The organism is Pseudarthrobacter phenanthrenivorans, assembly GCF_036455295.1.
Classification (GTDB): Bacteria; Actinomycetota; Actinomycetes; order Actinomycetales; family Micrococcaceae; genus Arthrobacter; species Arthrobacter phenanthrenivorans_C.
In genome coordinates, this window is the sequence record NZ_JAYXNX010000009.1 from 143,073 (window position 1) to 156,096 (window position 13,024).

The following is a 13,024-nucleotide window of genomic DNA, read 5'->3' on the forward strand; positions in this document are numbered from 1 at the left end:
CCCGGTAAACTGGACGATGGATCCGGCTGCAGTCCGTGGCGGCTGGTTCCTGTTGTTGTCGGTTCCCTCCGGTTGACCGGGGCGGGACCACCACGGCAGACCCGGCAGTGAGTTACTGACCTGGGCCCTCACGGCACATTCCCAAGGAGTTATTGTGGCACTTGACGCCGCTGTAAAGCAGTCCATCATCAAGGAATACGCGACCGCCGAAGGCGACACCGGTTCACCGGAGGTCCAGGTTGCCGTCCTGACCCAGCGGATCAAGGATCTGACTGAGCACATGAAGGAGCACAAGCACGACTACCACACCCAGCGCGGTCTGCTGGCCATGGTTGGTCGTCGCAAGCGCATGCTGAGCTACCTCAAGAAGACTGACATCGCCCGCTACCGTTCGCTCATCGAGCGCCTCGGCCTGCGCCGCTAGTCTGGCTTTGGGGCGGCCCTTTCCACGCGGAACGGGCCGCCTTCTTCAAATGAAAAACTAAACAGGAGGATCAACCGCATCACGCATTCGCGGTCCTCGGTAGTGATCTCCGGGAACGGCTTCGTTGACTGAAGCCGGCGGCCCGTGGGTCTCGATCGATGACCGGGTGCAGGGCCAGTAGACAGATGCTGGCTGGGTTGATGCGGCTGGACTTCCGTAAGAAAGAAACGGAGGTGACTCTCTTGGAGGGTCCCGAAATCCAGTTCTCGGAAGCAGTCATTGACAATGGCCGTTTCGGCAAGCGCGTAATCCGCTTCGAAACCGGCCGCCTTGCCAAGCAGGCAGCCGGCGCAGCCATGGTGTACATCGACGATGACACCGCGCTGCTGTCCGCCACCACCGCCGGCAAGCACCCGCGTGAAGGCTTCGACTTCTTCCCGCTGACCGTCGACGTCGAAGAGCGCATGTACGCTGCCGGCCGCATCCCGGGCTCGTTCTTCCGCCGCGAAGGCCGTCCGTCCACCGAAGCCATCCTGGCCTGCCGCCTGATGGACCGCCCGCTGCGCCCCGCCTTCATCAAGGGCCTGCGCAACGAGGTCCAGATCGTGGTGACCGTCCTGGCCATCAACCCGGACGAGCTCTACGACGTGGTGGCCATCAACGCCTCCTCGATGTCCACCCAGCTGTCCGGCCTGCCGTTCTCCGGTCCCATCGGCGGCGTCCGCGTTGCCCTGGTGAACGACGAGAACGGTTCCCAGTGGGTCGCGTTCCCCAAGCACTCCCAGCTGGAGAACTCGGTCTTCAACATGGTTGTTGCCGGCCGCGTTGCCGGTGACGACGTCGCCATCATGATGGTTGAGGCCGAGGCCACGGACAACTCCTGGAACCTCATCAAGGAACAGGGCGCAACCGCTCCCACCGAAGAGGTTGTGGCCGAGGGCCTTGAGGCTGCCAAGCCGTTCATCAAGGCACTGTGCGACGCCCAGGCCGACCTCGCCGCCCGCGCTGCCAAGCCCACGGTCGAGTTCCCGGTCTTCCTTGATTACGAGGACGACGTTTACGCCGCCGTCGAGTCCGCTGCGGCCGACAAGCTCGCCGCTGTCTTCCAGATCGCCGACAAGCAGGAGCGCGACAACGCCTCCGACGCGCTCAAGGACGAGGTCCTGGCCAACCTGGCCGGCCAGTTCGAAGGCCGCGAGAAGGAACTGTCCGCAGCCTTCCGCTCGGTCACCAAGCACGTTGTGCGCCAGCGCATCCTCAAGGACCAGATCCGCATCGACGGGCGTGGCCTGACGGACATCCGCCAGCTCACCGCCGAGGTTGAGGTCCTGCCCCGCGTCCACGGCTCGGCCATCTTCGAACGCGGCGAGACCCAGATCATGGGTGTCACCACGCTGAACATGCTGAAGATGGAACAGCAGATCGACTCGCTGTCTCCGGTCACGCGCAAGCGCTACATGCACAACTACAACTTCCCGCCGTACTCCACCGGTGAAACCGGCCGCGTGGGCTCGCCCAAGCGCCGCGAAATCGGCCATGGTGCCCTGGCCGAACGTGCACTCGTGCCCGTCCTGCCGTCCCGCGAGGAATTCCCGTACGCCATCCGCCAGGTGTCCGAGGCCCTCGGATCCAACGGTTCGACGTCGATGGGTTCCGTCTGCGCCTCCACCCTGTCGCTGCTGAACGCCGGTGTGCCCCTGAAGGCCGCCGTCGCCGGCATCGCCATGGGCCTGGTCTCCGACCAGGTTGACGGCCAGACCCGCTACGCCGCGCTGACCGACATCCTCGGCGCCGAAGACGCCTTCGGTGACATGGACTTCAAGGTTGCCGGTACCTCCGAGTTCGTCACGGCCATCCAGCTGGACACCAAACTCGACGGCATCCCCGCATCCGTTCTGGCAGCGGCCCTGAAGCAGGCCCGCGAAGCACGCCTGCACATCCTCGAGGTCATCAACTCGGCCATCGACACCCCGGACGAGCTCTCCGAGTTCGCTCCGCGCGTCATCGCCGTGAAGATCCCCGTGGACAAGATCGGCGAGGTCATCGGCCCCAAGGGCAAGATGATCAACCAGATCCAGGAAGACACCGGCGCCGACATCTCCATCGAGGACGACGGCACGGTCTACATTGGCGCCACCAACGGCCCGTCTGCCGATGCAGCACGCTCCGCCATCAACGCCATCGCGAACCCGCAGGTCCCGGAAATCGGCGAGCGTTACCTGGGTACGGTCGTCAAGACCACCACCTTCGGTGCTTTCGTATCGCTGACCCCGGGCAAGGACGGCCTCCTGCACATCTCCGAGCTCCGCAAGCTGGCCAACGGCAAGCGCGTGGACAACGTCGAGGACGTGGTTTCCGTCGGGCAGAAGATCCAGGTGGAAATCACCAAGATCGATGACCGCGGAAAGCTCTCGCTCGCCCCGGTGGTTGCCGAGGAAGAGGCTCCGGCCGACTCCGAGCGCGTCCACGCCACGGAGCCCGCTGAAGGCGCTGACGTCTAACAGCCCGGACTTCCGGGCATCAGCATGAATCGGCGGGGCCCGGGGGTGANGGTTGCCGAGGAAGAGGCTCCGGCCGACTCCGAGCGCGTCCACGCCACGGAGCCCGCTGAAGGCGCTGACGTCTAACAGCCCGGACTTCCGGGCATCAGCATGAATCGGCGGGACCGGTGGATGATCCACCGGTCCCGCCGCTGTTACGATGGCAGCCAGATCCGGCTGCCCGTCCTGAAAGGCATCAATGACTGTTGTACCCCTGCCGCTTGAGCAGAACCACGCCGGCGACACCTTGGTCCACGGCTCCGACGGTGGGTCCGAGGTCCGCCGTTCCGTGTTGCCGGGGGGAGTGCGGGTACTGACGGAAGCGATGCCGGGGCAGAGGTCCGCCACCATCGGGTTTTGGGTTGGCGTGGGTTCCCGGGACGAGGCGCCAGGCCAGCACGGGTCCACCCACTTCCTGGAGCACCTGCTGTTCAAGGGCACCAAGCGCCGTACCGCCTTGGAGATCGCTTCGGCGTTCGACGAGGTGGGCGGCGAGTCGAACGCGGCAACAGCCAAGGAAAGCACCTGCTACTTTGCCCGGGTCCTCGATTCGGACCTGCCCATGGCGATTGACGTCATTGCGGACATGATCACCGGTGCCGTGCTTGACCCCGATGAGATGGAGCAGGAACGGGACGTCATCCTCGAGGAAATCGCGATGGACAGCGATGACCCCACCGACGTTGCCCACGAACACTTTGTCGCCGCGGTCCTCGGCAGCCATCCTCTCGGCCGCCCCATCGGCGGTACCCCCACGGCCATCAAGGCCGTGGCCCGCGACTCCGTCTGGGAGCACTACCGCAGGTACTACAAGCCGCAGGAACTGGTCATCACCGCCGCCGGTGGGCTGGACCACGACGTCGTCTGCGGACTTGTAGTGGATGCCCTTGAGTCCTCGGGGTGGCCCCTGGAGCCCGACGCGGCCCCCGTGCAGCGGCGGTCCACGGAACGGGCCCTGATCACCGGCACCGCCGGCCTGCACGTGGTCAAGCGTGCCGTGGAGCAGGCGAACATCATCATGGGATGCCCCACGATCGTCGCCACCGACGAACGCCGCTACGTCATGAGCGTCCTGAACGCAGTCCTGGGCGGCGGCATGTCCTCCCGGCTGTTCCAGGAAGTCCGCGAGAAGCGCGGCCTGGTGTACTCCACCTACTCCTTCGCATCGTCCTACGCCGACGCCGGCTACTTCGGAATGTACGCGGGCTGCACCCCGTCCAAGGTCCGCCAGGTGGTGGACCTGCTGGGTGTGGAGTTGGACAAGCTCGCCGAGCACGGCATTTCGGACGATGAACTCCGCAAGGCAGTGGGCCAGCTTGGCGGCGGAATCGTCCTGGCGCTGGAGGACACCGGCTCCCGTATGTCCCGTTTGGGCCGGGCCGAGCTCGTCTCCGGCGAATACCAGGACATCGACGAAACCCTTCGCCTGATCAAAGCCGTCACGGCCGAGCAGGTGCAGGAACTGGCCGCAGAACTCGCTGCCGCGCCGCGGACAATTACCGTGGTGGGACCGTTCGAAGAGTCGGAGACCTTCGGGCTGTAGGGCGCTGGCGCGACGGCCGCCGAGAGTCCATCCTGAGGTAGCAGCGATTCTTGGGGAGGGAGGGGCGGCGTGACAGCGAACCAGCCGGCGCACGTGCGGATGCATCCTGCCCTGTCAGCCCTCCTGGGCCATTGGCGGGGAAGCACCCGCGTGGCGGCGGGGCCTTGGGGAGCCGCCAGCAATGTGGACGCTGAAGTTTCGTATACCCCGGTTGCCGGTGGCCTGGGGGTGGTACAGAGTTACCGGCATGTCGAGCCGGACGGCGGCCACTTTGAAGGGCACGGCATCTTCACGATCGACCCCGTCCACCCGGATGTGCTTTGGTACTACGTCGACAGCCCCGGTGCCGGCCCTGGTGCAGCGGCGCGGTGCACCTGGCACGACGGCGTCCTCCGCATTGAACGTCACAGCGACGGCGGCTGGACGCGCCATTCCATCTGGGTGGCAGATGACGTCCTGACCCATGTCACCGACCTCCGTTCTACCGACACGCACGACGGCGGTGACTCGCCGGACGCAGCGACGGGCACCGGTTCAGGCGTAGGTCCGGGCGTGGGCGCGTTTTCAGGCGCAGGTTCAGACGCAGGTCCGGGTTCAGGAGTAGGTCCAGGCTCAGGGACAGACGGTAAAGGTCCGGGCTACAGGCCGTTCATGCGCTCGGTCTTCCGGCAGGCACAGCAATGAATCCAGCGACCCATTCACACCGGCAGGAATGTGAACCCGTTCAGTGGGTCAGGCGGCACAACGAACGGCAAGGCATGTAACTCCTCCCACAGCGGGTCTGCCGAGGAAATGTCATCCGGATCGAGGATGGCTTCGCCTGCCGGTTCTTCGGGTGGTGGGTCGGGCCATGATGGCATCCCGGCAAGCAGCAGTTGCCACTGGACGTCGTCGTCCTGAAAAGGGGTCGCATCCGCTTCAGCGTGATCGGCGGATAGGATTCCTGGCGGCCAGTGTGGTGGTTGGGGGTCGGGGTGTTCGGGTTGGTAGTGCCGTCCGGTGGGTGAGGTCCAGCCGGGTGGGTGGTGGTTGGTTGCCGGGGTGGGTGTCCATCGGCTGTTGTGTTTGAGCCGGTGGTGTTTGGGGCAGAGCTGTGCGAGGTTGCTGACGTTCGTGGTGCCGCCGTGGTCCCAGGCGTGCAGGTGGTCGGTGTCGTTGTCGGGGGTGGGGTTGCTGCAGCCGGGGAAGGTGCATTTGGTGTCGCGCATCCGGATCCAGCGTTTGATGGTTTCGGGGAGCCGGTAGTTTGTCCGTCCGATTTCCAGGGGTGCCCCGTCGCGGGGGTCGATCAGGACCCGGTAGAACGACTCCGCCCCGTCGGCGACGAGTTTCCGGGCCATGGAGGCCGGGATCGGGCCGAGGCCGTCGAGCGTGGCGGGTTCGTCGGTGAGGCCGAGGAGGGAGAACACGGGCACGGTGACCAGGACATCGGCACGCGGGGCGGGGACTTTCCCGGGTCTGGTGTTGGTTTCGGCAGCCGCGCGTGGATCTTTACCGGCAGAGGCGGCGGTTCCTGTGCCCGTGGCGGTGTCCTCGGCCTGTTGGGTCACGCCGGCGCCGAGCAGTAGGGATGCGGCGATGTCGGGGCGGAGTTGGGTGAGGGTGCGGGTTTCGTCGGGGCCCTGCAGTCCGCGGGCGGTGGCGGTGGTGCGGTTCCAGATGGCACAGGCAGTGTCCCCGGGCAGGTAGAGCGAGAGCCAGGCCATGCCGTCCCGGTCCGGGGCGTATTTCATCAGCCGGTCACCCACACCTTTTACATGGCGCTTCTCAATGGAGTCGGGATGGTGGCGTTCCCGCCAGGCACGTACCTTGGCCCGGAACCGTGACGGGACAAGCTCACCGGGGGCGGCGCCCCGGGCGGGAGTGGGTGCGTCGGGGTCGAAGAAATGCGCCACTAACGCAGCCGCGTCGGCCGCGTCGAGGCCCTCGGTTTCGTCCGCAACGATCTTCGCGTGCTGCCAGGACACGGCCCCGGTGGACAGCGCCTCGAGCACCAGTGGCAGGGAACAGACCCGCCGGGAATGGTCCACCAACGCCCCGGCGGCCCCCGAGCTGATGGTCAGGACCCCGGCGATCTCCTCCACAGTGGACATCTCCACGTAGGTGCGGTCCTGCACGGAGGCATCCGGCGCGGTCATGGCCTGCTGCAACCCCATGCACTCCGCCGCATCTCGCGCCTTCACGGCCGCGAGCTGTGCCTCCAGGCGGGCGACAACCTCCAACCGTCCCAGGCACAACTCATACCGCCGCTGCAACACATCACTGTCTCCAGCGGCAGCACTCAGCGCAGGATGTTCGAGGTTCCGGTCCTCAAGAACCAGCGCGTCAAGGGCAGCGACAGAGGCATGGACACCCTCCAGTACCGCCCCAAAACCACCGCTGATTCCCATACCCACATCATCCAACGGGGGTCTGACAATCAATCCCGGCCGCAGAAGCCGCAGAACCTGGACGGTCAAAACCCTATGGCTCCGGCTGCCCTAAGGCCCTAGCCCCCCGCGAACGGTGGCAGCACGTCCACCACGTCGTCGGGACCCAACACCGTCGCCTGATCCCGCACCGCCANGGGGGTCTGACAATCAATCCCGGCCGCAGAAGCCGCAGAACCTGGACGGTCAAAACCCTATGGCTCCGGCTGCCCTAAGGCCCTAGCCCCCCGCGAACGGTGGCAGCACGTCCACCACGTCGTCGGGACCCAACACCGTCGCCTGATCCCGCACCGCCACCTCGTTGAGCAGGAAGCTGCTGCGGGAGAGCAGTCGGGGGAGTGGCGGGGTCCCGGCGGGGGGCTCCGGCCGTTCCACCGCGGCTACGGCTGCCAGCAGGTCAGCCACCGTGGCTCCGGCAGGCAAGTCGAACTTCTCGTCGTCAAAGCCTGCGGCAGCGCGTGCGGCAGCAAAGTAACGTACCAACATCTTCCGTCAGCCCCCGATGGCACTCATGCTGCGGTCCGGCTGGACGAAGTCCGGAGCGTCCAGGCCCACATGGTCCATGCCGTGGGCTTTAGGTTTGATCCACATGGCGTCCTGCCACCGCTGGGCCAGCTCATCATCGCTGGCTCCTGAGCGAAGCAGGCCCAGCAAATCGAACTCCTCCCGCGAGAACAGGCAGCTTATGATCTTGCCCTCCGCGGTGATCCTGGTGCGCCGGCAGTCGGAGCAGAACGGCTCGGTCACGGAGGCAATGATGCCCACTGTTCCCAAAACCGGTCCGTCGGCTTCCAGCGAACCTTCCGCCCGCCGTCGTACCTCAAAACGTTCCGCCGGGGCACCGTCACGTTCGCGGGGATCGGGGCTGAGGACGAAGTCGCGGGACAGCAATCCCCGGATTTCAGCCGCAGTGATCATGTTGCGCCGCGTCCAGCCGTGGTCGGCATCGAGCGGCATCTGCTCGATGAACCGCAGTTCATACCCACGCTCCAGCGCCCAGGCCAGCAGCTGCGGCGACTCGGCATCGTTGATGCCCCTCATCAGGACGGCGTTCAGTTTGACCGGGCCAAGGCCGGCAGCCCAGGCGGCGTCCACGCCGGCCAGCACCTGGTTCAGGAAAGGACGGCGGGTCAGCTTGGTGAACGTTTCCTCATGGAGTGAATCCAGGGAGACGTTGATGCGCGTCAGGCCGGCGTCCTTGAGCGCGGCCGCCTTCTTCGCCAGCCCAACAGCGTTGGTGGTCATGGAAATCGGGAGGTCCGGGTGGTTGGCACGCAGGGCCGCGATGATCTCCACCAGGTCATGCCTGACCAGCGGCTCCCCGCCCGTCAGCCGCAGTTCGCGGACACCCAGCTGGTCCACGCCGACGCGCACTATCCGGACGATTTCCGCCGCGGACATCACCGCCTGCTTTGCCAGCCATTCCAGGCCTTCAGCGGGCATGCAGTACGTGCAGCGGAGGTTGCACTTATCGGTCAGGGACAACCGCATGTCCGTGGCGCGGCGTCCATAGCGGTCCACAAGTCCAGCAGGCGCATCCGCTGGCCGGCGCGCGGGAACGGCGGGCAGCGCCGATGCTGCTTCCTCCCGCGGCTGGGGCATGCCTAGCTGGACACTCATAAATTCAGGCTACGCCACGTTGAGCCGCCCATCACAGCCGTGACTTCCGCAGATCCGGCCGGGTCCCGGCCAAGGGCCCCGATCCGCCCCGGGAGACGGCCGGCGAACCTATGCTGAAGGTGTGAACATTTCCCGGCAAAAGCATGGGTCGGACGACGACGCCGCACGGCTTGGGGAGCGGGCGGACAGTTCCGTTCGGCAACAGGCAGTCCGGCGCGGCGTGGGCGGTTGGGCCGCTGCCGCAGGGATAGTGGCAGCCGGCGGGGGAGTCGCAGCGGGAGAGCTGGTGGCCGGGTTCGCAAGCTCGTCCCTTTCCCCCCTCACCGCGGTGGGTGGGGCCGTCATTGACGCGGTCCCGCCGGGCGTCAAAGACTGGGCGGTCTCGCTCTTCGGGACGGCGGACAAGGCAGCCCTCCTGGCCGGCATGGCGTTGGTCATTGCCGCTCTGGCCGCACTTGCCGGAGTCCTTGAGTTCCGAAGACGGTTCGCCGGTTCCTTGGTGGTGGCCATCTTCGGCCTGGCCGGCGCGGCCGCGGTCCTGACGCGTTCCCAAGTGACGCCGCCGGCCCTGATCTCCCCGCTCGCGGCTGCGGTGGTCGCCGTCGTACTCCTGCGGTTCCTGGTGGGCAGGCTGCACGGGTGGGAAGACGCAGAGGCCGGGGAAACCGTCAGGGCCGCGGGTTCCCGCAGGACCTTCCTCCAGGCCTTTGCCATCACCGCAGCTGCTTCCGCTGCAGGCGGCGTGGTGGCAGGAATCTGGCGCGGCGCCACTGCTGCCGTCAGCGAAGCCAGGGCGCGCATCGGCCTCCCGGTACCGGCATCACCGGCGCCGCCCATCCCGGCCGGTGCCGAGTCCGGCGTGGCAGGCGCAAGCCCGCTCGTCACGCCAAACCGCGACTTTTACCGGATTGACACGGCGCTCTCCGTTCCGGCGGTGAACCCGGACACCTGGGTCCTCAAAGTGACAGGGATGGTCGCCCGCGAAGTCCAGCTTTCCTTCTCCGACCTGCTGGCGAAACCCCTGACGGAACGCCACATCACCATCGCCTGCGTTTCCAACGGTGTTGGCGGGGACCTGATCGGCAACGCCCGCTGGCTCGGCTGGCCGGTCCGCGACCTCCTTGCCCAGGCCGCTCCCCAGCCGGGTGCGGACATGGTCCTCTCCCGCAGCACCGACGGCTGGACCGCCGGGACGCCCCTGGAAGTCCTCACCGACAACCGGGATGCCCTGCTCGCCGTCGCCATGAATGGTGAACCCCTGCCGCTTGAGCACGGCTTCCCGGTCCGGCTGGTTGTGCCCGGACTTTACGGGTATGTCTCTGCCACCAAATGGCTGACAGAACTCAAGGTCACCCGGTTCGCGGACGACGCCGGGTACTGGACTTCCCGCGGGTGGTCCGAGCGGGGTCCCATCAAGATCTCATCCCGCATCGACGTTCCCCGGAGCGGGCGTCCCGTCAACCCGGGAAGCGTGGTGTTCGCAGGTGTCGCCTGGGCCCAGCACACCGGCATCCGGGCTGTGGAGCTGCGGATCAACAGGGGCCCCTGGAAGGAAGCGGAGCTCGCTGCCGGCATCTCGGTGGACACCTGGTACCAGTGGAAGCTGGCCGTCGACCTCACCGCGGGCCAGTACGAGGTACAGGTCCGCGCCACGGGCCTGGACGGCCGGCCCCAGGACGAAACGTCACGGCCCCCCGCGCCTGACGGGGCCACGGGATTCCACACGGTTAGAGTTGACGTGAAATCCTGACGGCCGCGACCAAAGGTGTATTCATGACCAGCCACCCCCACAGCAGTGCTGCACGTGCGCGGTCTGTCGCAGACCACGCCGCGGCCGTCGCACAGCTTCTGGGCCCGTTGCGTTCGGCGGACCGCACCGAAAGCCTGCCGCTGGCCCAGGCACTGGGCCGGGGCTTGGCTGATGACGTCGCCGCGCCCATCAGTCTTCCTACGTTCGCCAACTCCCAAATGGACGGGTATGCGGTACGTTCCGGAGACATTCCCGACGCCGGTGCCGAACTGCGGATCGTGCCACCTGTACCGGCCGGGTCCAGCCCGCAGCCGCTTGGGCCGGGGACGGCCGCGCCCATCATGACCGGTGCCATGATCCCGGCGGGGGCCGACGCCGTCGTGCCCATTGAGCGGGCCGTACCGGACCGCTTCCTGGAGCCGGGCCACGCAGGCACGGTGAAACTGCCGCCCACCGCCCCTGGCACCTTCGTGCGTTCCGCCGGCAGCGACATCGCAGCAGGGGAGCAGGCCCTGGCCGCAGGCACCTGCCTTGGTCCGGCCCAGCTGGGCCTGCTCGCCGCCCTGGGCATCCCGGAGGTGCGGGTGCACAAGGCCGTGACCGTCCTGCTGGTCACCACGGGGGACGAAGTGGTGGAACCCGGCTCCCCGCTCCCGCCAGGGAAGATCTACGACTCCAACGGAACCCTTTTGGAAGCGGCCATGACCCAGGCCGGGCTCAATGTCCGCCGTGCGGGCATTTCCACCGACAGCCCGGAAGACCTGCGGGCACTCCTGCGGACGCAAGGCCAGGGCGCCGACCTGATCCTCACCACGGGCGGGGTCAGCAAGGGCGCCTATGAAGTGGTGCGGCAGGCCACGGCGGACCAGCCCGTTGACTTCCTGCACGTGGCCATGCAGCCGGGCGGTCCCCAGGGAATGGGAACGTTCGACGGCGTCCCTTTCCTTGGGTTTCCCGGCAACCCGGTCAGCTGCCTGGTGTCCTTCGAAATGTTCCTCCGCCCGGCACTCTCTGCGCTGTTGGGGGCTCCCGCGTCACGGCTGCCGCTGCGCGCCCGCCTGGCCGGTTCCCTCACGTCCCCCGAGCACAAACACCAGGTCCGCCGCGGCAGCCTGCGGCCCGGCGGGACGGTGCAGCTTGAGGGGGGCGAGGGCTCGCACCTGATGCACGCACTCGCCGGCTCCAACGTCCTGGTCCACGTCCCTGCGGGCGTAACGGAGCTCGCTGCCGGCGATGAGGTGGAAGTATGGATGCTGTGAATGCAGAACATATCCCTGCGCTGACGCACCTGCGCCAGGACGGCAGTGCCCAGATGGTGGATGTCTCCGCCAAGGCCGAGACCACCCGGGAGGCCACCGCCACGGCCACCGTCCAAACCACCACTGAGGTCATGCAGCTCCTCGGCACCGGCGGACTCCCGAAGGGCGACGCACTGGCCGTTGCCCGTGTGGCCGGGATCATGGCCGCCAAAAAGACGCCGGATTTGATTCCCCTTTGCCATCCTTTGCCCCTGTCCAAGGTCACCGTGGACTTTGACCTGGGCGCGGCCGCCGTCACCATCAGCTCCACCGTCAAGACCCGCGGCGTCACCGGCGTGGAAATGGAGGCCCTGACCGCTGCCTCCGTGGCCGCGCTCAGCGTTTACGACATGATCAAGGCCGTGGACAAGCATGCCGTCCTCACGGATATCAAGGTGCTGGCCAAGAGCGGCGGCAAGAGCGGAGACTGGGCACTGTGACCTCACTTTTCAACGCGGCTGAGCCCCACGTGCACGGGGACGTGCAGGGCCGGAAGGCCGGCGTCGTGATCGCTTCCACCCGCGCCGCCGCCGGCATCTACGACGATGAAACCGGCCCGGTCATCACTGACTGGCTCACTGAGCATGGCTTCGAGGTGTTTCCGGCCATGGTGGTCCCGGACGGCGAGCCCGTCGGTGCCGCCATCCGCGCCCTCCTCACCCAGCACCCCGCCGTCGTGATCACCAGCGGGGGAACCGGCCTCAGCCCGGACGACCGCACGCCCGACGTCACGTTGCCGCTGCTGGACCGGGAAATCCCCGGCATCATGCAAGCAATCCGCCAGGCCGGGGCTGCCAAGACCCCGCTGGCTGCCCTGAGCCGGGGTTACGCGGGCGCCCACGGGCACACCTTCATTGTGAACCTGCCCGGCTCGCCCAAGGGTGTCATGGACGGGCTGAGCGTCCTGGACCCTTTGATCGGCCATCTGTGCGACCAACTGGAAGGCGGACATGGGCACTGAAGCATTCGAGGTTGTCACGGCAGTCCTGAGCGCGGAACCGATTTCCGTGGACCAGGCGATCGCCGCCGTGGAAAGCGACACCGCGGGAGCGGTAGTCAGCTTCAGCGGGGTGGTGCGCAACCACGACGGCGGCAAGGCAGTCGAGCGCCTCAGCTACAGTGCGCACCCCACGGCGCACCAGGTGATGGCCGACGTCGTCGCGCGCCTGGTTGCCGAGCAGAACGCCGCAAACGGTGCCGGGGCCGGCCAGCCTGTGCGGATCTGGGCAGCGCACCGGATCGGGATGCTGGAGATCGGAGACCCGGCGCTGGTGTGCGCGGTGTCTGCGGCGCACCGTGGCCAGGCGTTTGCCGTCTGCTCCGAACTGGTGGACCGCATCAAGGAACAAGTGCCCATCTGGAAGGAACAGTTCTTTTCGGACGGCACAGTGGAATGGGTCGGCGCAGGCGGCTGATTCTT

At 66.9% G+C, this 13,024-nt stretch carries 12 protein-coding genes; 9 read left to right on the forward strand and 3 right to left on the reverse strand.

What is annotated here, in order from left to right:
* Positions 1–154: 154 nt before the first annotated feature.
* The 4 genes from rpsO to VXJ37_RS13455 all read left to right on the forward strand — a co-directional run bounded on the left by rpsO (position 155) and on the right by VXJ37_RS13455 (position 5,191).
* On the forward strand, positions 155–424 hold the full coding sequence (gene rpsO, locus VXJ37_RS13440; RefSeq protein WP_043452786.1) for a 30S ribosomal protein S15: 270 nt from the start codon (positions 155–157) through the stop codon (positions 422–424).
* Positions 425–666: 242 nt separating this feature from the next.
* Positions 667–2,925: a polyribonucleotide nucleotidyltransferase gene (locus tag VXJ37_RS13445; RefSeq protein WP_141946218.1), complete on the forward strand. Its 2,259-nt coding sequence runs from the start codon at positions 667–669 to the stop codon at positions 2,923–2,925.
* A gap of 238 nt (positions 2,926–3,163) precedes the next feature.
* Positions 3,164–4,507, forward strand: a complete 1,344-nt coding sequence (locus tag VXJ37_RS13450; protein ID WP_331323526.1) for a M16 family metallopeptidase — start codon at positions 3,164–3,166, stop codon at positions 4,505–4,507.
* 69 nt (positions 4,508–4,576) lie between these two features.
* Complete coding sequence (locus VXJ37_RS13455) at positions 4,577–5,191, forward strand: DUF1579 domain-containing protein (RefSeq protein ID WP_331323527.1); 615 nt, start codon at positions 4,577–4,579, stop codon at positions 5,189–5,191.
* A gap of 14 nt (positions 5,192–5,205) precedes the next feature.
* Here VXJ37_RS13455 and VXJ37_RS13460 read toward each other — a convergent pair whose 3' ends face one another.
* From VXJ37_RS13460 to moaA, 3 genes are all read right to left on the reverse strand, one after another.
* Positions 5,206–6,897, reverse strand: a complete 1,692-nt coding sequence (locus VXJ37_RS13460; protein ID WP_331323528.1) for an HNH endonuclease signature motif containing protein — start codon at positions 6,895–6,897, stop codon at positions 5,206–5,208.
* Positions 6,898–7,155: 258 nt separating this feature from the next.
* On the reverse strand, positions 7,156–7,422 hold the full coding sequence (locus tag VXJ37_RS13470; RefSeq protein WP_331323529.1) for a MoaD/ThiS family protein: 267 nt from the start codon (positions 7,420–7,422) through the stop codon (positions 7,156–7,158).
* A gap of 6 nt (positions 7,423–7,428) precedes the next feature.
* Complete coding sequence (moaA, locus tag VXJ37_RS13475; RefSeq protein ID WP_331323530.1) at positions 7,429–8,556, reverse strand: GTP 3',8-cyclase MoaA; 1,128 nt, start codon at positions 8,554–8,556, stop codon at positions 7,429–7,431.
* Positions 8,557–8,677: 121 nt separating this feature from the next.
* Between moaA and VXJ37_RS13480 the strand changes: the two genes are divergently transcribed.
* From VXJ37_RS13480 to VXJ37_RS13500, 5 genes are read left to right on the forward strand one after another with little or no spacing between them, the layout of a single operon-like run.
* Entirely contained in the window at positions 8,678–10,306 is a 1,629-nt protein-coding gene (locus VXJ37_RS13480) for a molybdopterin-dependent oxidoreductase (RefSeq protein WP_440589809.1), read from the forward strand.
* A gap of 23 nt (positions 10,307–10,329) precedes the next feature.
* Positions 10,330–11,565, forward strand: a complete 1,236-nt coding sequence (locus VXJ37_RS13485; RefSeq protein WP_331323531.1) for a molybdopterin molybdotransferase MoeA — start codon at positions 10,330–10,332, stop codon at positions 11,563–11,565.
* On the forward strand, positions 11,553–12,044 hold the full coding sequence (gene moaC / locus VXJ37_RS13490) for a cyclic pyranopterin monophosphate synthase MoaC (RefSeq protein WP_331323532.1): 492 nt from the start codon (positions 11,553–11,555) through the stop codon (positions 12,042–12,044). Before VXJ37_RS13485 ends, moaC begins: the two co-directional genes overlap by 13 nt.
* Positions 12,041–12,565: a MogA/MoaB family molybdenum cofactor biosynthesis protein gene (locus VXJ37_RS13495; protein WP_331323533.1), complete on the forward strand. Its 525-nt coding sequence runs from the start codon at positions 12,041–12,043 to the stop codon at positions 12,563–12,565. The genes moaC and VXJ37_RS13495 overlap by 4 nt, the downstream gene beginning before the upstream one ends.
* The gene (locus VXJ37_RS13500) at positions 12,555–13,019 is read left to right on the forward strand and encodes a molybdenum cofactor biosynthesis protein MoaE (protein WP_331323534.1); all 465 of its coding nucleotides are present in this window, start codon (positions 12,555–12,557) and stop codon (positions 13,017–13,019) included. Before VXJ37_RS13495 ends, VXJ37_RS13500 begins: the two co-directional genes overlap by 11 nt.
* The last annotated feature ends 5 nt before the right edge of the window (positions 13,020–13,024 follow it).

Coding starts and splice junctions, on each gene's coding strand:
- moaA (WP_331323530.1), bottom strand. CDS start 8,556: ATGAGTGTCCAGCTAGGCATGCCCCAGCCGCGGGAGGAAGCAGCATCG.
- VXJ37_RS13470 (WP_331323529.1), bottom strand. CDS start 7,422: ATGTTGGTACGTTACTTTGCTGCCGCACGCGCTGCCGCAGGCTTTGAC.
- VXJ37_RS13500 (WP_331323534.1), top strand. CDS start 12,555: ATGGGCACTGAAGCATTCGAGGTTGTCACGGCAGTCCTGAGCGCGGAA.
- VXJ37_RS13450 (WP_331323526.1), top strand. CDS start 3,164: ATGACTGTTGTACCCCTGCCGCTTGAGCAGAACCACGCCGGCGACACC.
- moaC (WP_331323532.1), top strand. CDS start 11,553: ATGGATGCTGTGAATGCAGAACATATCCCTGCGCTGACGCACCTGCGC.
- VXJ37_RS13485 (WP_331323531.1), top strand. CDS start 10,330: ATGACCAGCCACCCCCACAGCAGTGCTGCACGTGCGCGGTCTGTCGCA.
- VXJ37_RS13460 (WP_331323528.1), bottom strand. CDS start 6,897: ATGGGAATCAGCGGTGGTTTTGGGGCGGTACTGGAGGGTGTCCATGCC.